The sequence below is a fragment of the Agrobacterium sp. GW821-FHT02D03 genome, from assembly GCF_059421725.1.
Map to the genome: position 1 here is coordinate 1,941,176 of NZ_JBWKVN010000001.1, position 23,803 is coordinate 1,964,978.

Here is a 23,803-nt window from a genome sequence, read left to right on the forward strand (position 1 = left end):
TCAGCGATCGACCTCCCCGAACACGATGTCGAGAGAGCCGAGAACGGCGGTCACGTCAGCGAGCTGGTGGCCCTTGCAGAGGAAGTCCATCGCCTGCAGGTGGGCATAGCCCGGAGCACGGATCTTACAACGATACGGCTTGTTGGTGCCATCGGCCACAACATAGACGCCAAATTCGCCCTTCGGCGCTTCGACGGCCGCATACACTTCGCCAGCCGGAACGTGATAGCCTTCGGTATAGAGCTTGAAGTGATGGATCAGCGCTTCCATAGAGCGCTTCATCTCACCACGCTTCGGCGGCACGACCTTGCCGTCGAGCGACGAGACCGCACCGATGCGATGCTTGCCCGAGAGAAGCTCGACGCACTGCTTCATGATCTTCACCGATTCGCGCATTTCCTGCATGCGGATCAGGTAACGGTCGTAGCAGTCGCCATTCTTGCCGACCGGAATATCGAAGTCGAGATCGGAGTAGCACTCGTAGGGCTGCGCACGGCGCAGGTCCCAGGCTGCACCCGAACCACGAACCATGACGCCGGTAAAGCCCCAGGCAAACGCATCTTCGAGCGACACGACGCCGATATCGACGTTGCGCTGCTTGTAGATACGGTTGTCGGTGAGCAGGCCCTCGATGTTGTCGAGAACCGTGATGAACGGATCGCACCACTTGCCGATATCGTCGACCAGTTCCTGCGGAATGTCCTGGTGGACGCCGCCTGGACGGAAATAGGCAGCGTGCATGCGCGCACCCGATGCACGCTCATAGAACACCATCAGCTTTTCGCGCTCTTCGAAGCCCCAGACCGGCGGCGTCATGGCACCAACGTCCATGGCCTGAGTCGTGACGTTCATGATGTGCGAGAGGATGCGGCCGATTTCGGAATAGAGAACGCGGATCAACTGACCGCGCATCGGGATTTCAAGCCCGAGGAGCCGTTCGACAGCAAGCGCAAAGGCGTGCTCCTGGTTCATCGGCGCGACGTAGTCGAGGCGATCGAAGTAAGGAACAGCCTGAAGATAGGTCTTTGCTTCGATCAGCTTTTCGGTGCCGCGATGCAGCAGGCCGATATGCGGATCGACTCGCTCAACGATTTCGCCGTCCAGTTCCAGAACGAGACGCAGCACGCCGTGCGCGGACGGATGTTCCGGACCGAAGTTGATCGTAAAATTGCGAACATTATGTTCAGTCATCAGTGTTGCTCCGCCGACGTGATCATGGCGATGAATTCGGGGCCGGTCATTTTCTTGGTGGCCTCGGCGAACGAATAGCTTGTCGGCTTTTCGTCAATGAAGATCTCGGATGCCAGCGTGAAGCTGGACGGATCGTTGAAGAGCTGGGCGGAAACGGCAAAATGCGCGCCATCCTTGGAGCGCCACATCACCGTGCTGCCGCATGTCTTGCAGAAGCAGCGCTCGCCCCATTCGGACGACGAATAGACGCCGAGCGCCTCGGCATTCTCTACAGAGACGGACTTGCATTCAACAGCGAGGAAAACACCGCCGGACCAGCGACGGCACATGGAGCAATGGCATGCACCCATTTCCCGGGCGCCGATCGTTGCTTGCATGCGAACGGCGCCGCAAAGACATTGTCCCTGCTCTGTGGAAACTGCTTCGCTCATTGCTTGGCCTTTTCGTCACCCGGAAGAACGTAATCCGTTCCTTCCCAAGGCGAGAGGAAATCGAAGCTGCGGAATTCCTGCTTCAACTCCACGGGCTCGTAAAGAACGCGCTTTTGGACGTCATCGTAGCGCACTTCGACGAAACCAGTGAGCGGAAAATCCTTGCGAAGCGGATGACCTTCGAAGCCATAATCGGTCAGGATACGGCGAAGATCCGAGTGGCCTTCAAACGGAATACCATACATGTCCCAGGCTTCGCGCTCGAACCACTCAGCGCCGTAGAAAACGGACGTCGCAGACGGTACGCCCTCGTCTTCGGCCACTTGAAGCTTGATGCGAACGCGCAGGTTCTGACGCGGAGACAGCAGATGATAGACGACATCGAAGCGCTTTTCGCGCTGCGGCCAGTCAACGCCGCAGATATCGATGATGTTGACGAACCCACACTGCACATCGTCACGCAGGAAAGTCAGAAGCGCGATGATGTTTTCCGGCGTCGTGTTCAGCGTCAACTCGCCATAAGCGATGGCATGCGACTCGATAAGAGAGCCGCGCGCTTCCTGCACATAGGCCGCGAAATCGTTAAGAGCTTCGCTCATTCTTCAGTCCTCTGCCCTTAACGCTCGATCGTGCCTGTGCGGCGGATTTTCTTCTGCAGCAGAAGCACGCCGTAAAGCAGTGCTTCCGCCGTGGGGGGACAGCCCGGCACGTAAATATCGACTGGCACGACACGGTCGCAACCGCGAACGACGGCGTAGGAATAGTGATAGTAGCCGCCGCCATTGGCACAGGAGCCCATGGAGATGACGTAGCGCGGCTCCGGCATCTGGTCATAGACCTTGCGCAGTGCGGGCGCCATCTTGTTGGTGAGCGTGCCGGCAACGATCATGACGTCCGACTGGCGCGGTGAGGCGCGTGGGGCAACGCCGAAGCGCTCCATGTCGTAACGCGGGCCAGAAGCCTGCATCAGACCTTCGACGGCGCAGCAGGCCAGACCGAACTGCATCCACATCAGCGAGCCGGTGCGCGCCCAGGTGATGAGCTCGTCGGTCGAGGTGACGAGAAAGCCCTTGTCGGCCAATTCGTCATTGATTTCGCTGAAGTAAGCATCATCGCTACCGACCGGCTTGCCGGTCGATGGATCGATAATGCCCTTGGGCTTTTGCGCGACAAGCGTCGAGTCGTTTTGAACTACGCCCATTCCAGCGCTCCCTTCTTCCATTCATAGATGAAGCCGATGGTCAGAACGGCCAGAAACACCATCATGGACCAGAAGCCAAACCAGCCGATTTCACCGAAGGATACTGCCCACGGGAACAGGAAGGCGACTTCCAGGTCGAAGATGATGAAAAGGATCGAAACGAGATAGAATCGAATGTCGAACTTCATGCGAGCGTCGTCAAACGCGTTGAAGCCGCATTCGAATGCGGAAAGCTTCTCAGGATCGGGATTCTTGTAAGCAACCGCGAAAGGCGCGATCAACAGCGCCAGGCCGATGACGAGTGCGATACCGATGAAGATTGCGATCGGAATATAGGAACTGAGGAGTTCAGTCATTGTCTCTTCCTTGCCCGACCGAGCGTCGGGCACCCATTTGGAACTGACGTTCCGCAGGGCCGAATTGTGTTGCAACGCCGCAGTGGTTAGCGCAGCCGCGCCATCTCTGCAAGGGTTTAAGCACCTTTTCGCGCCAATCCCGCCACGGATTAGACACGGTAATGTCAAACAGCCGATGCTCTGGCCATTCGACATATAGCTAAATACTTAAGAAACATCGACAAAAATCGTTTAAAGCGCTCTTTTAAATCGTCACATATTTTTGTGCCGTGCGGTAACGTTTTATGACACCGAGGAAGAGCGAAAACTGGACTTTCCGGCGGAACAATTTGACCGGTTGAGTAAGGCGAAATTGACTAAATCTTGCGGTGCAAACCGCGCCCTGCTGATCGCAGATATAGCAATGGAGGTAGAAAAAAAGTGGCGCGAGTGACGGGGCTCGAACCCGCGACCTCCGGCGTGACAGGCCGGCACTCTAACCGACTGAGCTACACCCGCGCATGACGAACGCTTGGCGTTCGTAGAGTTCCGAGGGACAGGATGGCGCGAGTGACGGGGCTCGAACCCGCGACCTCCGGCGTGACAGGCCGGCACTCTAACCGACTGAGCTACACCCGCATCTCCTGACAGGAGGCTTCCACCTCGCTGCACGAACCGCCTCGGCTGTTCGTTGAGCGGCTAACTAAGGCGTTCGTGTGGGGGTGTCAAGCAGCTTTCACGACAAAAGGATAAGCTTGTGCATTTTGCCATGGGACCAGCTTCCAAAAGCCCAGCTTTCCGGGCCATCGACGAAGCAACCGCAATTGTGCAACTCAAACATCTTATCCACAGACCGCGCTATTACTCTTGGAGACCATTCTCGAGTCGCCTCCTTTGACGCGAATCCATGACGAGGGCTCCTCCCCTTTTCTCCTCCAAACATTGTGCCGTTTCGGACCTTAGCGCGTCCCGATTGTCTTGGGCCTGACTCGTCATCGCGCGGAAAAGAAAGATAGGTCCATCCGAGGATAGAGTGGTGGCTCCGCTATCGCAGGCTTCGTAGGTCACTGGCGTCGGGCGGTTGGGTTTATCAGAAACACCTGGTTGGTCCCTGGACGGTAAACAGCTGATATAGCGTAGGAAATTTGCGTGGCCGCCAAATCACTCGCCTTTCGCACCGCGACAAAAAAACGGAAAAAACAAAAAAACTTCACAAAGGCTCTTGCGGTTTCCATCCGATCCGAATAGATCACGGCCACCGACGCGGCAGACACGATCTGCAAGACGCGAAGGGCGATTAGCTCAGTTGGTAGAGCGCCTCGTTTACACCGAGGATGTCGGGAGTTCGAGTCTCTCATCGCCCACCATTTTCTTCCCAGATGTCACGACTTAAACTTAAATGGCTGTCTCTTCGACAGCCCTGATCTCGCACTACCTTTGTCGAGCTCTGCTGGTGCTGGTGTGTGTCGCTCGCTGATGATCCGAGCAACCGGCGATGCTTGAGCCAGCTCAGTTTGACTCCGCGTTTGTTGCTCCACGCCCTGTCCCAGAATCGGACAGTCCGCTCATCGAGCGATTCAAGAATTATAAAGAGGTTTCGCACCATAAGTATCTCGTCGTCCTCATGATGAAGACGCGAGTAATGGGATGAACCATGTCAGTACACACGCTCGCCACCCTGGCGCTTATTGCCTTGCCGATTTATTTCTTTTTCCGATGGGTTCAGTACGATTCGGAGAATCAGGACAAGCAGCGATGAGCTTATGAAACTCACCTCACTTTAAAAAACGACGCCCTTTCCTACAGACGTTTTCGCACTGATCGAAGGTCATTCGCATGTGCCTTGTGGACGGCTTGCTGCCGCTCATGTCCTATGCGTGCTCTCCCCTCGGCGAATCCCATCGGAGAAGAGCACCTTCGACGCCTGACGAGCGGTTGGCGCGACATGCGTCCTATGGGGCGCACAGAGGACGCGTCTCAGTCTTTGACTTTATGCATCGTGCTTTTCCGAACATCGATTTCGATGTTCGGGTCGATGCCTTAGGCGTTTGGCCATGGCACCGGGCGTAGCGCGCCCGGTGTGGTTGCATTTTCCGTCACGAGATGGGCACCGCTTCCTTGCCGGCTTCACGCAGCATGAGGAAGAGTGACGCGAAGAGGATAAGAGTAGCACCCAGCCAGAGATAGCCGCTCGGTGCGTAGCCAAACACCAGCCAGCCTGCAAGAACGTTCAACGGTAGCTTCAGATCATCAAAGGGCTGCACATAGGCCGCATCAGCCGCGTTGTAAGCGAGCGTCAGGAGATATTGCCCAAGCGCCGTCAGCAGCCCTGCCGTAAGCAGCAGCCAGAGCGCAAGACCCTCCGGAACAGCAAAGCCAGAGGCTGCGGCAAGGCCCGCATTGATGGGCGTCAGCAGGACGAGGAGCCAGACGGTCACCGTCTCGGGCGGCTCGTGATGCGTGAGGTTCTTCATGATCAATGACGATCCACCCCACAGCAATGCCGAAAGCACAGGCAGCAGCGCGGCCTTGGTAAAGCTGTCCGACCATGGCTGCAGGATGATCATCGCGCCAATGAAACCCGTGAGTGTTGCAAGCCATCTGTCGCGGCCGACGGTTTCACCCAGGAAGAGCCGAGCGCCGATGATGATGAAGAAGGGCGAGGTCATGACAAGCGCGATCGCCTGCCAGATCGGCACTGTCACCAGTCCCGTCACCCAGGCCTGAACACCGAAAGCAGCAAGCAGGACACGGAAGATGTGCCGGAAGGGATAATCGGTCTTCATTGCGCGCAGGCCTAGCCGAACCAGCAAGGGCAGCGAGAGGATGAGCGCGAAACCATATTGCCAGAAAGCTGTGGACGCCGGCGGAAAGCCGAGCGTCATGGCAAGTTCCTGGGTGACGACGTTGAGTGCGGCGAAAGCGATACCCGCCAGAACCATAAAACCGGCGCCGAGAACGGCCCGGGAGCGGAAGAGCGAAACGGAGCTCTGATTCATGTCATGTTTCCTTTTCCAAAGGACCAACACAAATCAGGACAGATGAGGACGACGGAAACCGCATCGGCAAGGACACGATGAAACGCGCACTGCCTCCCCCTGCTTTCGCAGATGAGGGCGCAGCCTGACCTCATTCTCTTTCATCCGGACTATACCGTCGGCTCCGGAGTTACACCGGATCTGCTGACCCTGCCCTCTTTCGAAGAACAGGCGCTCGCGGGCTTGAGGTTTCCCTTTTACCGCCGGTGGGGAATTACACCCCGCCCTGAGAACGAATGCCGGAAGGACCGGCGGAATAGAAATATGGTACGCCAAGCCACAACGCAAGATGGTCAAAAAGAAAGCCCGGCGCGGAGGCCGGGCTTGCAGGATATCGAATTGTCATTGACCTCATGCGAGATGAGGTCGGGACGGATCAGCTGTTGACCGCGTCCTTCAGGCCCTTGCCTGCAGAGAACTTCGGGACGTTGCGAGCAGGAATATCGACCTCTTCGCGGGTCGCCGGGTTGCGGCCCTTGGTTGCCTTGCGGTGGCTGACGCTGAAGCTACCGAAGCCAGCGAGACGGATGTCGCCACCAGCCTTCAGTTCGTTCTGTACAGTTTCAAATACGGCGTCAACGGCAGAAGCGGCATCAGCCTTGGAGAGGCCAGCCTTCTCGGCAACTGCGGAAACGAGCTCGTTCTTGTTCATGTTTCCATCCCTTTCAGTGGTATGAAACGACTCAAAATCAGGTCCGCGCAGAATAGAGTTCTATTCGCGCACCGCCACCCAAAAGCGACGGAATCGCCTGAAAAACAAGAGGTCTCGTGGTTTTTTCACAAAAAAGGCCGGCATTTCCGCCGGCCTTCCAGAAGTTCTGTGCTAATTTAGCACCATAGATCGCTCAAAATCTTAATGGGCGATCGTCTGGCCGCCGTCATCAACACCCTCAACAGTCGCAATCACCGGCGTTTCGATGCTGCCATCCCACTCGATCGGCTCGGGTTTACGGGTCAGAGCATGCTCAAGAACCTCACCCATGCGGGACACTGGAATGATCTCCATGCCGTTCTTCACATTGTCCGGAATGTCCGCTAGATCCTTGGCGTTTTCTTCCGGGATCAGCACCTTCTTGATGCCGCCGCGAAGTGCTGCAAGCAGCTTTTCCTTCAATCCACCGATCGGCAGGACACGACCGCGAAGCGTAATCTCGCCAGTCATTGCCACGTCCTTCGAGACAGGAATACCTGTCATGATGGAGACGATGGCCGTTGCCATGGCGACACCTGCAGACGGACCGTCCTTCGGCGTTGCGCCTTCCGGCACGTGCACGTGGATGTCGCTCTTGTCGAAGCGTGGAGGCTCGATGCCGAAATCGACCGCGCGCGAACGGACATAGGATGCCGCCGCCGAGATAGACTCCTTCATCACTTCCTTCAGGTTACCGGTCACGGTCATACGACCCTTGCCCGGCATCATCACGCCTTCGATGGTGAGCAATTCGCCCCCCACTTCGGTCCAGGCCAGACCGGTGACGACACCGACCTGATCCTCACGCTCGGCCTCGCCGTGACGGAAGCGCGGCACACCCAGATAGTCGTTGATGTTTTCAGCCGTGACTTCGACCGACTTGGTCTTGCCCTTGATGATCTCGGTGACGGCCTTGCGGGCGAGCTTCATCAGCTCACGTTCGAAGTTACGAACACCGGCTTCGCGGGTGTACTGCTGAATGATGGCCATCAAGGCGCCATCCGTCACGGAGAACTCCTCCGGACGCAGGGCATGCTCCTTGATTGCCTTAGGCAGCAGGTGCCGCTTGGCGATCTCGCGCTTTTCGTCTTCGGTGTAACCGGCAATACGGATCACTTCCATACGGTCCATCAGCGGACCAGGAATGTTAAGCGTGTTGGCGGTCGTCACGAACATGACGTCGGACAGATCGTATTCCACTTCAAGGTAGTGATCCATGAAGGTGGAGTTCTGTTCCGGATCCAGCACCTCGAGCAGAGCCGACGATGGGTCGCCACGGAAATCCATGCCCATTTTGTCGATTTCATCGAGCAGGAAGAGCGGGTTCGCCTTCTTGGCCTTCTTCATCGACTGGACGATCTTGCCCGGCATGGAGCCGATATAGGTCCGGCGGTGACCGCGGATTTCCGCTTCGTCGCGAACGCCACCTAGCGCCATGCGAACATATTCGCGACCAGTTGCCTTGGCGATGGACTTCGCAAGCGAGGTCTTACCGACGCCTGGAGGGCCGACGAGGCACAGGATCGGGCCGCGAATCTTCGTGGCACGGGCCTGTACGGCCAGATATTCGACGATACGCTCCTTGACCTTGTCGAGGCCAAAGTGATCCAGATCCAGAACCTGCTCGGCAGCGTTCAGATCAACCTTGAACTTGGACTTCTTGCCCCATGGCAGACCGAGCAGCCAGTCCAGATAGTTGCGCACGACCGTGGCTTCCGCCGACATCGGGCTCATCTGGCGAAGCTTCTTCATCTCCGCTTCGGCCTTTTCCTTGGCCTCCTTGGAGAGCTTGGTCTTGGCGACGCGCTCTTCCAGTTCGGCCATCTCGTCACGGCCGTCTTCGCCGTCGCCGAGTTCCTTCTGGATCGCCTTCATCTGCTCGTTGAGGTAATATTCGCGCTGGGTCTTCTCCATCTGGCGCTTGACGCGCGAGCGGATGCGCTTCTCAACCTGCAGAACGGAAATTTCGCCTTCCATGAAGCCAAGAGCCTTTTCCAGGCGCTGCTTCACGCTCACCGTTTCGAGCATTTCCTGCTTTTCGGTGATCTTGATGGAGAGGTGCGAGGCAACCGTATCGGCGAGCTTAGAATAGTCGTCGATTTGTCCAGCAGCGCCAACCACTTCCGGCGAAATCTTCTTGTTGAGCTTTACGTAGCTTTCGAACTCGGACACGACGGAACGAGACAAAGCCTCGATCTCAACGGCGTCTTCCTCCGGCTCGTGCAGAATCGTTGCGGTCGCTTCGTAGAAGTCTTCGCGGCCGGTGTATTCTTCGATCTGCGCACGACCCTTGCCTTCGACAAGAACCTTGACAGTGCCGTCGGGCAGTTTCAGGAGCTGAAGAACGTTGGCAACCGTGCCCACTTTGTGAATCGCAGACGGATCCGGATCGTCATCGCTCGCGTTGATCTGCGTGACAAGCATGATCTGTCTGTCGGAGCCCATGACCTCTTCCAGTGCGCGAATGGACTTTTCGCGTCCGACAAACAATGGAACGATCATATGTGGGAAAACGACAATGTCGCGCAGAGGAAGTACGGGATAGGTACCGCCAGATGCAGCAGACGTGATGTTCGTCATATCATTTCCTTTCCATGGTCCCTATTCGGGACGCTTGCCGGACGTCTTGGGAAGTTTCCGGCATATTCTTATTCGTGACTGAAAGTGGAGTTTCGCACTGTCATTTTCAAGTCACGGAAACCAGCAACCCGCCGTCTATCGTGGGGCCGCATACCTTTGAAAAAACGATGGGCGTGAATACGCTTTTTACTCTCCACCCCTGCCGGGCCCCGCGAAGGTGGATTCGATGAGCGACCTTCACCAAAACGTCACGCCATCACACAAATCACTGGTAAGACTCTATCAGCAAAGCATAATCCGCTCCAACTCAAAATCGGATACGGGCACGGTTATTCGCTATTTCGAGGTCTAAAACAGAAAAAAGGCTCGCCAATGGCGAGCCTTTTCCATTTGATTGCGATCAGCCCTGGTAATCAGGCCGACACATTCGCCTTTTCGTCCTGACGATCAGCGTAGATGTAGAGCGGGCGAGCAAGGCCGCTGACGACCTCGTCTGAAATCACCACTTCGCGCACGCCTTCCAGCGTCGGCAGGTCGAACATCGTGTCGAGCAGGATCTTTTCCATGATCGAGCGCAGACCGCGAGCACCTGTCTTGCGGGTGATGGCCCTGCGGGCGATTTCACGCAGCGCATCCTCGTGGAATGTCAGTTCAACATCTTCCATTTCGAACAGGCGCTGGTACTGCTTGACCAGAGCGTTCTTTGGCTCGGACAGGATCTGGATCAGCGCATCCTCGTCGAGATCCTCGAGCGTTGCCAGAACCGGCAGACGACCGATGAATTCGGGGATGAGACCGAACTTGACCAGGTCTTCAGGCTCCAGTTCACGCAGCACTTCGCCAACGCGGCGATCGTCTTCTGCCTTGACCGTCGCACCGAAGCCGATGGATGTCTTCTCGCCACGGGCAGAGATGATCTTGTCGAGGCCAGCAAATGCGCCGCCGCAGATGAAGAGAATGTTGGTCGTATCCACCTGCAGGAATTCCTGCTGCGGATGCTTGCGACCACCCTGCGGAGGAACGGATGCGACCGTGCCTTCCATGATCTTCAGAAGTGCCTGCTGAACGCCTTCGCCCGATACGTCGCGCGTGATGGACGGATTGTCCGACTTGCGGGAAATCTTGTCCACTTCGTCGATATAGACGATACCGCGCTGGGCGCGCTCGACATTGTAGTCGGCAGCCTGGAGCAGCTTCAGAATGATGTTTTCGACGTCTTCACCGACATAACCGGCTTCGGTCAGCGTCGTGGCGTCCGCCATGGTGAAGGGAACATCGATGATGCGCGCGAGCGTCTGGGCAAGATAGGTTTTGCCGCAACCGGTCGGGCCAACCAGCATGATGTTCGATTTCGCCAGTTCCACATCGCCGTTCTTGGAGGCGTGCGCGAGGCGCTTGTAATGGTTGTGAACGGCTACGGACAGGATCTTCTTCGCCTGTTTCTGGCCGATGACGTATTCATCGAGGATCTTGATGATGTCCTGCGGGGTGGGAACACCCTCACGCGACTTCACCATCGAACTCTTGTTCTCCTCGCGGATGATGTCCATGCACAATTCGACGCATTCATCGCAGATGAACACTGTCGGCCCGGCAATCAGCTTCCGGACTTCGTGCTGGCTCTTGCCGCAGAATGAACAATAGAGTGTATTTTTCGAGTCGCCGCCGTTGCTGCCGCTGACTTTGCTCATATCTCTTTCCTTCCAGCACGCCGCAGGTCCGCAAAGCGGATCGCGGTCAACTTACCGCCTGCAAATGCGACCGCCATTTCGGGCCTTCGCATCCGCTTCGTTCCCGGGGTACTAGCCGTATCAGATATATGAACTGACGCACGGCGGCAACGAATTCCCCTTAAAACCCCGGAACACGCGTGCTCCGGTATGTCTTCCGATGCTCTCCCTTAAAGCTTTACGTCGTTCGGGAGAGCTTGGTTCAGACTACGTCATAAAAATTCAACATAGCCTTAATATGTACTATTATCGCTTTATTCGCCGGTTTAAAGCCCAGAATTACGATCAGGCCAATAAACCGGCATCGTCAAGCAGTCGCCTTAATTCGCGGAAATGCCTTCGATTTCCTGGCGGGAGGTGAGGATCTTGTCGATCACGCCCCAGTCCTTCGCTTCTCCGGCATCCATAAAATGGTCGCGATCGAGCGTCTTTTCAACGTCTTCCAACGTACGGCCGGTGTGTTTCACATAGACTTCGTTCAGGCGACGCTTCATCTTGATGATGTCCCGGGCATGACGCTCGATGTCGGATGCCTGGCCCTGGAAGCCGCCGGACGGCTGGTGAACCATGATGCGGGCGTTAGGCGTTGCAAAGCGCATGCCCTTTTCGCCGGCTGCCAGAAGCAGCGAGCCCATCGAGGCCGCCTGGCCAACGCAAAGCGTGGAGACGGCAGGACGGATGAACTGCATCGTGTCATAGATCGCCATGCCGGCGGTTACGACACCACCCGGGGAATTAATGTAGAGCGCGATTTCCTTCTTCGGGTTTTCGGCCTCGAGGAACAGAAGCTGGGCGCAAACGAGCGAAGCCATGTGATCTTCGACAGGACCTGTCAGGAAGATGATGCGCTCTTTGAGAAGACGGGAGTAGATGTCATAGGAGCGCTCACCGCGGTTGGTTTGCTCCACGACCATCGGCACCAGAGCCATGGCGGTATCAACTGGATTTGTCATGTCCGTCCTTTATCCAATTCTAGCCCGGAAGCTCCGAGCGCCCGGAATCATTATTCGTCAACTCACTACATAGAGTGTCCTTGGTCGGCACTTCAAGACTGAGGCAGCGGATATCCTTAATAGCGAGGACAATTCTTACACCGCTTTAAAGATGAAATCCCTTGCAGACCAGCCTCTCGTGGCTTGCGTCGCTTCCCTCATCAACGATGAACAGCCGGACTGGTCAACAAGCGGTTAAGCGGAACGAGGGGTGACGAATTCTTTACGTAACGTAAGGAAGATACTTTGCGTGAGAGTTTTTCGTTGAAAGTTGCCTTTCGCAGGACTACACGTCGAAGTGGCGTTCTCGACCTTACTCCTCGATCACACTCGACGGTCAGACGAAGCGACTCATTGAAATTTAACTAGGATTGCGCTGTGTTCCAGGCCCAAACAGGCATGCTTCTCTGGTCGTTGGAAACATCGACTCTCGCTGCATTGCTGGCCGTGCTCTGGCTTCATTCGTCCTCCAAGAAACATCACCTGTTTTTCGCCTGCGGCTTTGCAGCGGTGGGCGCCGGTTCTGCGCTCGTAGCGCAACGGGGTTATCTCGCTGATTTCTGGACGATCACCGTTGGCAACACGCTTGCGCTTTCGGCCTTCGGCTTCTGGCTCGCCGGCCTGCTTCGCCTTGAGCAGCGGAAAATCGAGGGGTGGATTTTCATTCCACCGCTTTTGTGGCTGGCCTTCATGTTTCTGCCGGCGGTGTACGACAGCATGCTGGCACGTGTCCTCGTTTATCATGCCTGCGCGGCAGTCGGTTACTTCACCATCGCCGGCGTCGTGCTGACCTCCAAAGAGCCGGTCTCAACGACGCGCAAGATCTTTGCCGTAGCCCTCGTCGTGCACGCGCTGATCGGTCCTCTGACCGCAGCCCTGATCATCCCCTACGACTCGCTCGCCGGCCAGACGCTGCCGCTGACCGCACCGGTCGCCTACTCGGCCGCTTTCAGCTTCGTCGTGCTGATGATGATTGCCTTGAAGATGTTCATGGAGGACAACGAGCGGCGACTACACCGTCTTTCAATCACCGATCATCTGACAGGCGTTCTTAACAGGCGCGGACTGATGGAAGCCTATTCTGAGATCTGGAAGGCGCCGGAACATCGCTCATCGCAACTTCTGCTTGCTTTGTTCGACATAGATCATTTCAAGAAGATCAACGACCGCCATGGTCACCAGTGCGGTGACGAGGTGCTGGTTCAGTTCTGCGATCTCGTCAATCGCATCGTCGGCAGCAAGGGAATTTTCGTGCGCATGGGCGGCGAAGAGTTTGCCTATCTGCTGCCCCATGACGACCTGAACGCTGCGCTGAGGGTCGTCGATGGCGTGCGTGTCTATTTCGCTCGTCTGTCCACCGAGGGAAGAGAGGAAAGCTTTACCTCGACGGTGAGTATCGGCATCTACTCCGCCCCGATCGCGGAGGCTGAACTGGATCTGATGCTGAAGATGGCGGACCGGGCACTCTATGCAGCGAAATCCGCAGGCCGCAATCGCACGGTCGTCAATGACGGCATTGCCAATGTCGTGCTCCCGGCTGATGACCGGGGTGAAGACCCGCACGACAATAATGCCGACCGGCAGGTCGCGGCACTCAACCGCATTGCGGCTATGGGTAGCAACTGACTGTCTATTCTCAGCCTCGCCTCTCTTTCCCGTCGGCTATGTTTTCGCTAGAGCGCCGTGCGTCCTTTAGGACGCACAAAGGACGCTCTAACTTTTTGAATCTACGCATCGTGCTTTCCGAAAATCGATTCCGATTTTCGGGCCGATGCTGTAGAGGTTGGGCATGAACACCATGCCCGACTTTCTCCACATCGACGCGCAACAGCGCTCCGTTTCGCTCGACGCCCGTAACCCGGCGTTTTATGGCAACCCAAACGCCACATACGCTCTTTTCCACGCACACTGTCCAACCTTCTACTGGACGGAACAGAAGCAATGGTTCTTCACCGGTTATGATCACGTCAACGCGCTGTTGCGTGACCGTCGCTTCGGGCGCCAGATCCTTCACATCGCCACACGCCAAGAACTCGGCCTGCCCGAGCCGCTCGAACACACTCAGAATTTCGATGCAGCAGAGCGTCATTCCCTTTTGGAAATCGAGCCACCCGAACACACCCGGCTGCGCACGCTGGTGAACCGTGCCTTCGTCTCCCGTCACGTAGAGAAGATGAAGCCTGAGATCGAGACGCTGGCCCACGGGCTTATCGACCGCTTCGAAAAGGACGGTCAGACAGAGCTGCTGTCCTCTTTCGCCGATATCATTCCGGTAACGATGATTGCCCGGATGATCGGGATCCCTGAAGAAATGGGGCCGCAACTGCTCAGATGGTCGCATGCCTATGTCGGCATGTACATGTTCAAGCGCAGCCGCGAAGATGAGCTTGCCGCCGACCGCGCGGCCAAGGAATTCGCCGATTATGTGCGCAGCGTGATTGCCAAACGCCGGGCCGAGCCGAAGGACGATCTGCTCAGCCATATGATCCATACGGAGCATAAGGGCCAGTTTCTCACCGATGATGAACTGATCTCCACAACGATCGTCCTTCTCAACGCCGGGCATGAAGCAACCGTCCACCAGATCGGCAACTCGCTGCGCGTCATTCTGGAAAGCGGGCTCAACCCTCAATCGCTCTTCGGCGACGAGAAGACGACCGAACGGACCGTGGAAGAGACGCTTCGCATCGGTGCACCCGTCCACATCTTTCAGCGCTGGGCTCTGGAGCCGGTGGAAATCGATGGCGTGAAATTCGAGCGGGGCGACAAGGTCAGCCTCATCCTCGCCGCCGCCAATCTCGATCCGCTAAAATTCAGCGATCCCCTCACCTTCAAGCCGGATCGTGCCGAGGCCCCGAATCTCTCCTTTGGTGCGGGCATCCATTTCTGCATCGGCGCGCCGCTGGCGCGGTTGGAACTGAATATCGTCCTGCCTCTGCTCTTCCGGCGCTTGCCGCATCTCACGCTGGCTCGCCAGCCGAAGGTCAAGGACGTCTATCATTTTCACGGTCTGGAACGGCTCGACCTCACTTGGTGAGGTCGTCTGCTCCCTGCGCATAACGGTGCATCAGCGTTTCGATCGCTTGACGCATGGCGTCGCGCAATTCCGGCGGGTCGATCACCTCGACCTCCGGCCCCAATTTCAACATTTCCTGCACGGCCATACGCCTATGCGCCACCGGCAACCGCACCGTCTGCCACCCAGCCTCGTCGGCTTCTGCAACAAAACCGATATTGGCGCGGACGTAAGGTGGAGCGGTATGCTCGATCTCTTTCAAGCCGTGGGGTGAAATTCGTATCGTCGCCCAGTTCGGATAAAGATCGAGCTCGAGCCTTCTCGTGTTCTCGTTCCAATAGGCCGCCAGGTCAAAACCCTTCGGCCAGTCGAAGCCTTCATCGGTCACGATGAGGTCGAGGACGCGGGATATGCGGTAGGTGCGGGGTGTGTTGTCAACGCGTGCGACGACGTACCAGGCACCACCCTTCATGACGATGCCAAGCGGATTTGCGACCCGGTTTTTTTCAGCCGTCCATGACCGATAGCGAATGCGGATGCGCTTGGAACTCCAGACGGCACCGGCGATGGCTTGCAGATAATGCGGCTGCTCTCCTTCGGCTAGCCAAGTTGGTGCATCAAGATAGAATTTCGTCTGCAGGCGTCGCGCGCTTTCGCGCAAATCCTCGGGCAAGGCGGCCGTCAGTTTCTTCTGTGCGCCCGCCATCAGCGCCCCCAAGCCGAGATCTGCGGCAGCGCCGGGAATACCCGACAGAAACATGGCCTCCGCCTCGGACGGTGTCAGCCCATTGAGGCGCACACGATAACCATCAAGAAGACGATACCCGCCATCAGAGCCTCGTTCGCTGTAGACTGGGACACCTGAGAGCGAAAGCGCATCGATGTCGCGATAGATCGTTCGCACAGAGACATCGTTCTCCGCAGCCAGCACCTTAGCCGTCACCAGCCCTTTCGCTTGAAGGGTGGTGAGGATGTTGATCAACCGGCTCGCACGCATCGAAAAAATCCTGTTTCTCGATCTACATCTCATCCAACCTGACATGATCTGACAGGTATGGAAGCGCAATCTCTCGTCACCGCGAAATCGCGAGATTAATCAGCACGGGAGACGACCGATGACGACGAACCAAGAAATCACACTCTTCTATTCCCCGCAGACACGTGCCACCGGCGCCCGCATCTTGCTGGAGGAGTTGAACGTGCCTTATGAGCTGCACGTCCTGAACATGAAGGCAGGCGAACAAAGACGGCCGGAGTATTTGACCATCAACCCGCTCGGCAAGGTGCCAGCGGTGCGCGCCGGTGGTACGGTGATCACCGAACAGGGCGCGATCTATCTCTATCTGGCCGACCTCTTCCCACAAGCCGGGCTTGCCCCTTCCCTCATCGACCCGGATCGTGGCGCCTATGTCCGTTGGCTGTTCATCTATGGCAGTTGCTTTGAACCGGCCATCTATGACTGCTACATGAAACGCGAGCCGGGCTCTCTCAATGAAACACCCTATGCGAGTTACGACTCGCTGATTGATGTGCTGGAAGTGCAGCTGGAGAAGGGACCCTACCTGCTTGGCGAGCGATTCACGGCCGCCGATCTTCTGTGGGGGATCGCGCTTACCTGGACGACGATGTTCGGCCTTGTGGAGGCCCGACCCGCCTTTCAGCGCTACATGGATCGCATCGGGGCTCGTCAGAGCGTGCAGACAGTGACCGCCGATGACGGCACCATGGCCGCAGAGCATGAAGCTGCCGCCGCTGCGCTGAGCAAGCCAATGTTGTGATGAGCAAGGGAGACGATGCGTGTGGCCGCGGCTGGTCTATAGCCGGACCACATAATCCTTTCGCGTCGTCTGCACCACTTCCCAGGTGCCTTTAAAGCCAGGACGGATGATCTGGCGATCGCCCGCTTTCAGGTGAATGGGCTCTCCACCATCTACTGTCAGAATCGAGTGACCCTCCAGAATGTTGAAGTACTCCCATTCATCATATTCGACCCGCCACTTGCCGGGTGTCGATTGCCAGATGCCGGCATAGAGACCGCCTGCGGCCTCCTCTAGATTCCAGCTGGTGAATTTCGGATCGCCAGCCATCAGCCTGTCGGGCGCCGGAGCGCCCTCCTCCGGCTGAATAGTGGAAAGATCGCCGTCAGGCTTGAAATTCAGTGTCAGGGCCATGGGCGATCTTGTCCTTTCAGATTGATACTTCTCAAGTTTTTCGGTCGTCAGATCTTTGCCAGCGACTGCTCCAGGTCAGCGATGATGTCCTTCACATCCTCGATGCCGATAGAGAGACGCACCACGTCTGGACCCGCACCTGCCGCAACCTGCTGCTCGGGCGTCAGCTGAGCATGGGTCGTCGATGCAGGGTGGATGACGAGAGAGCGGGTATCGCCGATATTGGCAAGGTGTGAAAAGAGCTGCAATCCTTCCACCAGCGATTTACCAGCCTGGTAGCCGCCTTTCACACCGAAGGTGAAGACAGACCCCGCGCCCTTTGGCGAGTAGCGTTGCTGCAGAGTGTGGTTGTCGCTGTCTTCCAGCCCCGCATATGGCACCCAGCCGATCTTCGGATGTGCCTTCAGCCATTTGGCAACCGCAAGCGCATTGTCGGAGTGGCGCTGGACGCGCAGCGGCAGCGTTTCGATGCCGGTGAGAATCAGGAAGGCGTTGAAAGGGGAAATTGAAGGGCCGAGATCGCGAAGGCCGAGGACGCGGGTGGCAATGGCGAAGGCGAAATTGCCGAACGTCTGGTGCAGGACGACACCCGAATATTCCGGACGCGGCTGCGAGAGAGCCGGAAACTTGTCCGATGCGGACCAGTCGAACGTGCCGCCATCGACGATGATGCCGCCCATGGAGTTGCCATGGCCTCCGAGAAACTTCGTCAGCGAGTGGACGACGATGTCGGCACCGTGTTCGATCGGCCGAATGAGATAGGGGCTCGCCATTGTGTTGTCGACGATCAGCGGCAGCCCATGCCTGTGCGCCACCTCTGCAATGGCAGAGATATCGACAAATGTGCCGCCGGGATTGGCGAGGCTCTCGATGAAGATCGCCTTCGTCTTCTCATCGATTTGGGCTTCGAAGTTCGCAGGATCAGCGGCATCCGCCCAGCGCACCTGCCAGCCGAAGTTTTGGAAGGAGTGGCCGAACTGGTTGATCGAGCCGCCATAAAGCTGGCGGGCGGCCACGAAGTTGTCTCCGGATTGCAGCAGCGTGTGAAAGACCAGCAACTGTGCTGCGTGACCCGACGCCACGGCGAGCGCCGCGGTTCCGCCCTCCAGGGCTGCAACGCGCTCTTCAAGAACCGCCTGCGTCGGGTTCATGATGCGCGTATAGATATTGCCGAACTCCTTCAGGCCGAAAAGCGCTGCCGCATGGTCGGAATCACGGAACGCGTAAGCCGTGGTCTGGTAGATCGGTGTGGCGCGCGCGCCAGTGGTCGGGTCTGGCTGCGCACCGGCGTGGATAGCAAGGGTAGAAAAGCCCGGCGTATGGTCTGACATGGTGTCCCTCCGACTGTCTTTTTAAACGAGCACAGCAAGGATCATATCGCTTCGACGCCGAATGATAAGTGCGAACTATCCTAACTATCGTCCGATATTGAGACGAGGATGCTCAATGGCCGGGCAGCGATCCATGATCACTTCCACGCCGTAATGCTCCCCCTTCGCCGCGGCATCATAATCCTTCACGCCCAATTGTGCCCAGACGACCTTGGGGCGGGGTGACATGTGGATCACCTCTTCCATGACGCTGGAGAGATGCTCCGACGCGCGGAACACATCGACCATGTCGACGGGCTCAGGAATATCAGCGAGCTTGGCATAGACCTTCTGCCCAAGGATTTCCTTTCCCTCATGGCCTGGATTGACCGGGAAAACCTTGTAGCCCTTTGAAAGAAGAAACGACATGACGCCATGGCTTGGGCGCGCGGAATTTGGAGAAGCGCCAACCAGCGCGATCGTTGTCGTGTCGGTCAAAATGCGACGAATGTCCTCGTCGGTATAGTTGTCGTGATCCATGATCGTCATCCTCCCTTTGGTGGCTGATCCAACTCTAGATCGAGATGGTAATGGATAAAGCATGAATTCCCTGGCACAGAAAAGGATGCGTAAATTTGCATCTCGCGCTGCCCTTTTATATGGCACAAAGGCAAATGCCCGATCGTACCGCCTTTGTTCGAACTTCGTTCACGATCACTTTAGCAACTACTTATAGTTACATTAGCAATTTACGTCGCGCCTATAACAAATCTCAATCTGAAACGTTTGAGCTTCAATAAAAGCAAAGTTTTAGTGGCGATCTTACTTTTTTGGATGTTTGATGAAGTACTTCATGCATTCTTGGGTTGTATAATCTGCGCGTGTCGATGATGCCCGCGACCTTTCAAAACACGACGTTTTCCCCAGATTACCGGCTGTCTTGGCTCATAATTCCAGCAATTCCCTTCAGCAGATATGCGGCTTCATTTATCGGATGGCGAAGGGATCCTCGCGATCGACGACCTCATTTCAAACCGAATTCGTCAACAATGGCGTCAACGAAGCTCTTCACTTTTACTGTGGGACGACGCCCTGCGGGATAGAGAACATGCATGGGGCGGGAGGGGCCCTCGTAATCGGGCAGGACTCTCACAAGTCGGCCAGCCGCGATTTCGCCGCTGAGGACGCCCTCCGGCCCGAGCGTGATGCCATAGCCCTCCACTGCAGCATGCAGAAGCGTTTTCCAGTCGTTGCTACGGATCCTCCCTGTCGCCTGAATTTCCTTGACCTGTCCTGCGCGCGTAAACTGCCATCGGCAAGGGATGGAGGGCGACCAGTAGGCATAGGCCAGACAATCGTGGTGCTGAAATTCAGATGGTGTTCGCGGCGTCCCGCGTTTGGCTAGATAGTCCGGCGACGCGCAGGCAATCAACCGATAGGGCGCCAGTGCATATGCAACAAGAGAGGTGTCCTCGACCTCCCCGATCCGCACCATTACCTCGAAGCCTTCTTCCAAAGGATCGACGAACCGGTCGTTGAGTGTCAGATCGATTTGCATCTGCGGATATCGCCTGAGATAGCGCGTCACGAAGGGTGCCAGGCTAAAAGCACCAAAGGTCATCGGCGCATTGACCCGCAAGACGCCGCTTGGCAGAGACCGCATGTCCTGGGCCAGCGTTTCCGCCGCCTCGGCCTCTGCCAGAACCAGCTTGCAGCGGTCGTAATAGGCGCGACCGACGTCCGTCAGGCTCTGCCGTCGCGTCGTGCGGTGGAGAAGCGTTGTGCCGAGCCTGTCTTCGAGAAAGACGACATGCTTGGCAACCATTTGCGGTGACATGCCCATCGCATCTGCTGCGGCGGCGAAGGACCCGACTTCCGACGCCTTGACGAACACCGCCATGCTGGTGAGCCTATCCATGATTGCCTCTTATTGGTTGGGAATGTCCTCTCATCATGGTGATTTATCGCATATCCGACGTGAATTAAACCTCGCTCACCATCAACACGGAGACGAGATATGAAAATCGGAACCATCGGTGCGGGCTTTGTCGGCAGAGCCATCGGCAAGCTAGCCGTTCGCGCGGGCCATCAGGTGATGTTGAGCAACTCACGCGGACCGCACACCTTGTTCAGTATGCGTCACGCCGTGGGTTGCGAGGTCGGAACGGTCGATGAGGCAGCGGCATTCGGCGACATCGTCGTCATCGCCATCCCCCTTGCCGCCTACCGCTCGGTTCCCGTCGCAGTTCTCAACGGCAAGGTGGTCATAGACACAGACAATTATTATCCCGATCGTGATGGGCGGATCGTCGAACTCGATGACGGCAAGATCACAACGAGCGAATTGCTTGCACGGCATCTGCCGCAATCCAGGATCATCAAGGCCTTCAACGCCATCACCATGAACGATCTGGAAAAGGACGGCCTGCCCGCGGCGGCTGGCGAGCGTCGGGCTCTGCCTCTCGCCGGTGACGATGAAGAGGGAAAGACGATCGCCAAAACGCTCTATAACCAGTTCGGATTCGATGCGGTGGATGCCGGTGGCTTGGCCGAAGGCTGGCGTTTTGAACGTGGCACACCAGCCTATTGCGTGCGAATGACCGCAGCCGAGCTAGAAGCCGCTCTTGCGAAGGTCGAGCGTCACATGGTGGACGCGTGACGCCGTCTATTGCAACGGCATAAGCCGTTAACATCGGAATCGATCGCCGGAAAGCACGATGCATCGTTTCAATAGTTAAGAACGTCCTTGTGCGTCCCGGTGCGAAAACCTCTCGATGGTCATCAACTCTGTTGAGGACCATCGAGAGGTTCAACCTTGTCGCAACGTTGTGCAGAAGCGGACCTCCCTCACCCCGTTTTGACAGAGTAGACGGCCAAGGAATCATAGGCGTCGCTCGCTGTTTTCCGCTTCACTTTGTAAGCTTTAGCGCCTGGCTTTATCGCATCTCATCATCGCAAAACCGCGTAACACTTTCGCGCCACATGCTCTAAGGTCGGATTTCCATCCAGACGCTTCATGAGTCGCCCGTGTCCCTTGATGTACTGCTTCTTGTCCTCTTCGGCGCCCTTCTGCATGCCTCGTGGAACGCCCTTGTCAAATCCGGATCGGACAAGGCGCTGGATGCGTCGTTGATCGCTGCGGGTGCCGCCATCTGTTGTGTTCCCTTCCTGCCGTTCCTGCCCCTTCCCGGGCTCGTCGCGCTGCCCTTTCTGGTGGCGTCCGCCTTCCTGCAGTTCGCTTACTTCCGGCTGGTCGCCGCAGCCTATACGGTCGGTGATATCGGCCTCGTCTATCCCGTCATGCGCGGCGTTGCGCCTCTGATCGTGGCAGCAAGCAGCAGCCTGTTTCTCGATGAAAGGCTGAGCACCGCTGCCTTCGCCGGCATTGCTGTCATTTCGGCGGGCATCCTTACCCTTGCCTTCGAGGCACGCCGTGGCGGTCGAAAGGCCATTTTGCTGGCGCTCGCCAATGCAGTGGTCATTGCAGGCTACACATTCGTCGATGGCGTTGGTGCGCGGACGTCGGGCAATGCCATTTCCTATACGTTGTGGATGTCCCTGCTCCCGCCTGTCCTGCTCTTCTCCTATGCCTTCTATCAACGTGGTTATCTGCCGGTCGTGCAACATGTCAGGCGCAACTGGTGGCGCGGTCTTGCCGGTGGCGGCGGATCGATTTTGTCCTACGGCCTTGCATTATGGGCAATGACGCAGGCGCCGGTGGCGGTGGTCGCAGCCCTGCGCGAAACCTCCATTCTATTTGCGATCCTGATCTCGGTTTTCCTGCTCAAGGAGAAGGCCAGCCTCTGGCGCTATGTCGCCGGCGGCATCATCGCGATGGGCGTTCTCATCATGCGCTTAGGCTAAGAACGCCATGATTTTGTGTGGTATTATAAAACCACATCATTAACCTTCTGATTTTTATACGTTATTTTTGAAGCCCGCGTTTTTGCGCCTGTTGACGGTTTGCGGCGCACCGCTTATAAGCGCGCCAGACTGAATTCTCATGGAATACATGTCTTCCGGCACGCGCAAATGCGTCCAAATCAAGCAACAAGAAACGCCCGCATCCAATCTGGCAACAGCCGGATGACGGGTCCTAAAGAAAGTGAAAAGAATGTCTACTTTCGTTCAGAAGCCCGCTGAGGTGGAGAAGAAGTGGGTCATCATCGACGCCGAAGGCCTCGTTGTTGGTCGTCTCGCCACCCTCGTTGCTACCCGCCTGCGCGGCAAGCACAAGGCAACCTACACCCCCCACGTCGATGATGGCGACAACGTCATCATCATCAATGCGGAAAAGGTTGTCTTCACCGGCAAGAAGTATTCCGACAAGAAGTACTACTGGCACACCGGTTACCCGGGTGGCATCAAGGAGCGTACGGCTCGCCAGATCATCGAAGGTCGCTTCCCGGAGCGCGTCGTTGAAAAGGCTGTCGAGCGCATGATCCCGCGTGGTCCGCTTGGTCGTCGTCAGATGAAGAACCTTCGCGTTTACGCTGGTTCGAACCACCCGCACGAAGCACAGCAGCCTGTAGCTCTCGACGTTGCATCGCTGAACAAGAAGAACGTAAGGAGCGCCTGATAATGGCCGATCTTTCCTCCCTGAAAGACCTCGCCCCGGCATCGGAAGCTTCGGCTCCCGTACACGTCCGCAAGGTTGACACTCTCGGTCGCTCCTACGCGACCGGCAAGCGCAAGAACGCCGTAGCCCGCGTATGGGTCAAGGCTGGTTCCGGCAAGATCATCATCAACGGCCGTGACTTCACTGCCTATTTCGCACGTCCGGTTCTGCAGATGATCCTGCAGCAGCCGCTCGTTGCAGCAGCACGTGCAGGTCAGTTTGACATCATCGCGACTGTTGCCGGTGGTGGTCTCTCCGGTCAGGCCGGTGCCGTTCGTCACGGTGTTTCCAAGGCTCTCACCTACTTCGAACCGGGCCTGCGCCCCGTTCTGAAGAAGGGTGGCTTCCTGACCCGCGACAGCCGCGTCGTTGAACGTAAGAAGTACGGTAAGGCCAAGGCTCGCCGTAGCTTCCAGTTCTCCAAGCGCTAATCGCTTCTGGAATACACGAGAATCGAAAAGGCGGGGCCTCGGCTCCGCCTTTTTCTATTGATGCTTAT

The 23,803-nt window shown here is 57.0% G+C and carries 22 protein-coding genes, 3 tRNA genes and 1 riboswitch; of the genes, 8 read left to right on the forward strand and 17 right to left on the reverse strand.

What is annotated here, in order from left to right; all coding sequences use genetic code 11:
• The 7 genes from AC07U5_RS09120 to AC07U5_RS09150 all read right to left on the reverse strand — a co-directional run bounded on the left by AC07U5_RS09120 (position 1) and on the right by AC07U5_RS09150 (position 3,797).
• On the reverse strand, positions 1 to 1,191 hold the full coding sequence (locus tag AC07U5_RS09120; RefSeq protein WP_062425538.1) for an NADH-quinone oxidoreductase subunit D: 1,191 nt from the start codon (positions 1,189 to 1,191) through the stop codon (positions 1 to 3).
• The gene (locus AC07U5_RS09125) at positions 1,191 to 1,622 is read right to left on the reverse strand and encodes a GFA family protein (protein WP_062437776.1); all 432 of its coding nucleotides are present in this window, start codon (positions 1,620 to 1,622) and stop codon (positions 1,191 to 1,193) included. The genes AC07U5_RS09120 and AC07U5_RS09125 overlap by 1 nt, the downstream gene beginning before the upstream one ends.
• Positions 1,619 to 2,221: an NADH-quinone oxidoreductase subunit C gene (locus tag AC07U5_RS09130; RefSeq protein WP_062437778.1), complete on the reverse strand. Its 603-nt coding sequence runs from the start codon at positions 2,219 to 2,221 to the stop codon at positions 1,619 to 1,621. Before AC07U5_RS09130 ends, AC07U5_RS09125 begins: the two co-directional genes overlap by 4 nt.
• Positions 2,222 to 2,238: 17 nt before the next feature.
• Positions 2,239 to 2,823, reverse strand: coding sequence for a NuoB/complex I 20 kDa subunit family protein (locus AC07U5_RS09135; RefSeq protein ID WP_062437779.1), 585 nt, complete (start codon positions 2,821 to 2,823; stop codon positions 2,239 to 2,241).
• Complete coding sequence (locus AC07U5_RS09140; RefSeq protein WP_062425542.1) at positions 2,814 to 3,179, reverse strand: NADH-quinone oxidoreductase subunit A; 366 nt, start codon at positions 3,177 to 3,179, stop codon at positions 2,814 to 2,816. The genes AC07U5_RS09135 and AC07U5_RS09140 overlap by 10 nt, the downstream gene beginning before the upstream one ends.
• Before the next feature lie 421 nt (positions 3,180 to 3,600).
• Positions 3,601 to 3,677, reverse strand: a tRNA-Asp gene (locus AC07U5_RS09145).
• A 43-nt stretch (positions 3,678 to 3,720) separates the two neighbouring features.
• Positions 3,721 to 3,797 (reverse strand) — tRNA-Asp (locus tag AC07U5_RS09150).
• A gap of 652 nt (positions 3,798 to 4,449) precedes the next feature.
• On the opposite strand from AC07U5_RS09150, the gene AC07U5_RS09155 reads away from it, so the two are divergent.
• Positions 4,450 to 4,525 (forward strand) — tRNA-Val (locus tag AC07U5_RS09155).
• Between the two features lie 729 nt (positions 4,526 to 5,254).
• On the opposite strand, the gene AC07U5_RS09160 is transcribed toward AC07U5_RS09155, so the two are convergent.
• The 5 genes from AC07U5_RS09160 to clpP all read right to left on the reverse strand — a co-directional run bounded on the left by AC07U5_RS09160 (position 5,255) and on the right by clpP (position 12,150).
• The gene (locus AC07U5_RS09160) at positions 5,255 to 6,157 is read right to left on the reverse strand and encodes a DMT family transporter (RefSeq protein ID WP_494722813.1); all 903 of its coding nucleotides are present in this window, start codon (positions 6,155 to 6,157) and stop codon (positions 5,255 to 5,257) included.
• Between the two features lie 128 nt (positions 6,158 to 6,285).
• A riboswitch (FMN riboswitch) is annotated at positions 6,286 to 6,434 on the reverse strand.
• A 138-nt stretch (positions 6,435 to 6,572) separates the two neighbouring features.
• Positions 6,573 to 6,848, reverse strand: a complete 276-nt coding sequence (hupB, locus tag AC07U5_RS09165; RefSeq protein WP_062425544.1) for a DNA-binding protein HupB — start codon at positions 6,846 to 6,848, stop codon at positions 6,573 to 6,575.
• Positions 6,849 to 7,049: 201 nt separating this feature from the next.
• The gene (gene lon / locus AC07U5_RS09170) at positions 7,050 to 9,467 is read right to left on the reverse strand and encodes an endopeptidase La (RefSeq protein WP_494722814.1); all 2,418 of its coding nucleotides are present in this window, start codon (positions 9,465 to 9,467) and stop codon (positions 7,050 to 7,052) included.
• A 413-nt stretch (positions 9,468 to 9,880) separates the two neighbouring features.
• Entirely contained in the window at positions 9,881 to 11,158 is a 1,278-nt protein-coding gene (gene clpX, locus AC07U5_RS09175) for an ATP-dependent Clp protease ATP-binding subunit ClpX (protein ID WP_062425546.1), read from the reverse strand.
• A 359-nt stretch (positions 11,159 to 11,517) separates the two neighbouring features.
• The gene (gene clpP, locus AC07U5_RS09180; protein WP_062425547.1) at positions 11,518 to 12,150 is read right to left on the reverse strand and encodes an ATP-dependent Clp endopeptidase proteolytic subunit ClpP; all 633 of its coding nucleotides are present in this window, start codon (positions 12,148 to 12,150) and stop codon (positions 11,518 to 11,520) included.
• 417 nt (positions 12,151 to 12,567) lie between these two features.
• On the opposite strand from clpP, the gene AC07U5_RS09185 reads away from it, so the two are divergent.
• Together AC07U5_RS09185 and AC07U5_RS09190 are read left to right on the forward strand one after the other, a co-directional pair.
• Positions 12,568 to 13,815, forward strand: coding sequence for a GGDEF domain-containing protein (locus AC07U5_RS09185; RefSeq protein WP_494722815.1), 1,248 nt, complete (start codon positions 12,568 to 12,570; stop codon positions 13,813 to 13,815).
• A 163-nt stretch (positions 13,816 to 13,978) separates the two neighbouring features.
• On the forward strand, positions 13,979 to 15,226 hold the full coding sequence (locus AC07U5_RS09190; protein ID WP_494722816.1) for a cytochrome P450: 1,248 nt from the start codon (positions 13,979 to 13,981) through the stop codon (positions 15,224 to 15,226).
• On the opposite strand, the gene AC07U5_RS09195 is transcribed toward AC07U5_RS09190, so the two are convergent.
• Positions 15,216 to 16,202: a helix-turn-helix transcriptional regulator gene (locus AC07U5_RS09195; protein WP_494722817.1), complete on the reverse strand. Its 987-nt coding sequence runs from the start codon at positions 16,200 to 16,202 to the stop codon at positions 15,216 to 15,218. The genes AC07U5_RS09190 and AC07U5_RS09195 overlap by 11 nt on opposite strands.
• Before the next feature lie 118 nt (positions 16,203 to 16,320).
• On the opposite strand from AC07U5_RS09195, the gene AC07U5_RS09200 reads away from it, so the two are divergent.
• Complete coding sequence (locus tag AC07U5_RS09200; RefSeq protein WP_494722818.1) at positions 16,321 to 16,983, forward strand: glutathione S-transferase family protein; 663 nt, start codon at positions 16,321 to 16,323, stop codon at positions 16,981 to 16,983.
• Between the two features lie 36 nt (positions 16,984 to 17,019).
• Here the strand turns inward: AC07U5_RS09200 and AC07U5_RS09205 are convergent, their stop codons facing one another.
• From AC07U5_RS09205 to AC07U5_RS09220, 4 genes are all read right to left on the reverse strand, one after another.
• Positions 17,020 to 17,376, reverse strand: coding sequence for a cupin domain-containing protein (locus tag AC07U5_RS09205; RefSeq protein ID WP_313059832.1), 357 nt, complete (start codon positions 17,374 to 17,376; stop codon positions 17,020 to 17,022).
• A 47-nt stretch (positions 17,377 to 17,423) separates the two neighbouring features.
• Positions 17,424 to 18,707, reverse strand: a complete 1,284-nt coding sequence (locus tag AC07U5_RS09210; protein WP_494722819.1) for an O-acetylhomoserine aminocarboxypropyltransferase — start codon at positions 18,705 to 18,707, stop codon at positions 17,424 to 17,426.
• An 84-nt stretch (positions 18,708 to 18,791) separates the two neighbouring features.
• On the reverse strand, positions 18,792 to 19,226 hold the full coding sequence (locus tag AC07U5_RS09215; protein ID WP_062598339.1) for a CoA-binding protein: 435 nt from the start codon (positions 19,224 to 19,226) through the stop codon (positions 18,792 to 18,794).
• A gap of 484 nt (positions 19,227 to 19,710) precedes the next feature.
• Positions 19,711 to 20,604 carry a LysR family transcriptional regulator gene (locus tag AC07U5_RS09220; RefSeq protein WP_494722820.1) on the reverse strand — a complete coding sequence of 298 codons (894 nt, stop codon included), beginning with the start codon at positions 20,602 to 20,604 and terminating at the stop codon, positions 19,711 to 19,713.
• Between the two features lie 99 nt (positions 20,605 to 20,703).
• Between AC07U5_RS09220 and AC07U5_RS09225 the strand changes: the two genes are divergently transcribed.
• The 4 genes from AC07U5_RS09225 to rpsI all read left to right on the forward strand — a co-directional run bounded on the left by AC07U5_RS09225 (position 20,704) and on the right by rpsI (position 23,735).
• The gene (locus AC07U5_RS09225) at positions 20,704 to 21,345 is read left to right on the forward strand and encodes an NADPH-dependent F420 reductase (RefSeq protein WP_494722821.1); all 642 of its coding nucleotides are present in this window, start codon (positions 20,704 to 20,706) and stop codon (positions 21,343 to 21,345) included.
• A 368-nt stretch (positions 21,346 to 21,713) separates the two neighbouring features.
• Positions 21,714 to 22,550, forward strand: a complete 837-nt coding sequence (locus AC07U5_RS09230; protein ID WP_494722822.1) for an EamA family transporter — start codon at positions 21,714 to 21,716, stop codon at positions 22,548 to 22,550.
• A gap of 250 nt (positions 22,551 to 22,800) precedes the next feature.
• Entirely contained in the window at positions 22,801 to 23,265 is a 465-nt protein-coding gene (gene rplM, locus AC07U5_RS09235) for a 50S ribosomal protein L13 (RefSeq protein ID WP_062425555.1), read from the forward strand.
• A 2-nt stretch (positions 23,266 to 23,267) separates the two neighbouring features.
• A complete protein-coding gene (rpsI, locus tag AC07U5_RS09240; RefSeq protein WP_045018729.1) occupies positions 23,268 to 23,735 on the forward strand; it encodes a 30S ribosomal protein S9 in 468 nt (155 codons plus the stop codon).
• Positions 23,736 to 23,803 lie beyond the last annotated feature (68 nt).

Coding starts and splice junctions, on each gene's coding strand:
- AC07U5_RS09120 (WP_062425538.1), bottom strand. CDS start 1,191: ATGACTGAACATAATGTTCGCAATTTTACGATCAACTTCGGTCCGGAA.
- AC07U5_RS09125 (WP_062437776.1), bottom strand. CDS start 1,622: ATGAGCGAAGCAGTTTCCACAGAGCAGGGACAATGTCTTTGCGGCGCC.
- AC07U5_RS09130 (WP_062437778.1), bottom strand. CDS start 2,221: ATGAGCGAAGCTCTTAACGATTTCGCGGCCTATGTGCAGGAAGCGCGC.
- AC07U5_RS09135 (WP_062437779.1), bottom strand. CDS start 2,823: ATGGGCGTAGTTCAAAACGACTCGACGCTTGTCGCGCAAAAGCCCAAG.
- AC07U5_RS09140 (WP_062425542.1), bottom strand. CDS start 3,179: ATGACTGAACTCCTCAGTTCCTATATTCCGATCGCAATCTTCATCGGT.
- AC07U5_RS09160 (WP_494722813.1), bottom strand. CDS start 6,157: ATGAATCAGAGCTCCGTTTCGCTCTTCCGCTCCCGGGCCGTTCTCGGC.
- hupB (WP_062425544.1), bottom strand. CDS start 6,848: ATGAACAAGAACGAGCTCGTTTCCGCAGTTGCCGAGAAGGCTGGCCTC.
- lon (WP_494722814.1), bottom strand. CDS start 9,467: ATGACGAACATCACGTCTGCTGCATCTGGCGGTACCTATCCCGTACTT.
- clpX (WP_062425546.1), bottom strand. CDS start 11,158: ATGAGCAAAGTCAGCGGCAGCAACGGCGGCGACTCGAAAAATACACTC.
- clpP (WP_062425547.1), bottom strand. CDS start 12,150: ATGACAAATCCAGTTGATACCGCCATGGCTCTGGTGCCGATGGTCGTG.
- AC07U5_RS09190 (WP_494722816.1), top strand. CDS start 13,979: ATGAACACCATGCCCGACTTTCTCCACATCGACGCGCAACAGCGCTCC.
- AC07U5_RS09195 (WP_494722817.1), bottom strand. CDS start 16,202: ATGCGTGCGAGCCGGTTGATCAACATCCTCACCACCCTTCAAGCGAAA.
- AC07U5_RS09200 (WP_494722818.1), top strand. CDS start 16,321: ATGACGACGAACCAAGAAATCACACTCTTCTATTCCCCGCAGACACGT.
- AC07U5_RS09205 (WP_313059832.1), bottom strand. CDS start 17,376: ATGGCCCTGACACTGAATTTCAAGCCTGACGGCGATCTTTCCACTATT.
- AC07U5_RS09210 (WP_494722819.1), bottom strand. CDS start 18,707: ATGTCAGACCATACGCCGGGCTTTTCTACCCTTGCTATCCACGCCGGT.
- AC07U5_RS09215 (WP_062598339.1), bottom strand. CDS start 19,226: ATGGATCACGACAACTATACCGACGAGGACATTCGTCGCATTTTGACC.
- AC07U5_RS09220 (WP_494722820.1), bottom strand. CDS start 20,604: ATGGATAGGCTCACCAGCATGGCGGTGTTCGTCAAGGCGTCGGAAGTC.
- AC07U5_RS09225 (WP_494722821.1), top strand. CDS start 20,704: ATGAAAATCGGAACCATCGGTGCGGGCTTTGTCGGCAGAGCCATCGGC.
- rplM (WP_062425555.1), top strand. CDS start 22,801: ATGTCTACTTTCGTTCAGAAGCCCGCTGAGGTGGAGAAGAAGTGGGTC.
- rpsI (WP_045018729.1), top strand. CDS start 23,268: ATGGCCGATCTTTCCTCCCTGAAAGACCTCGCCCCGGCATCGGAAGCT.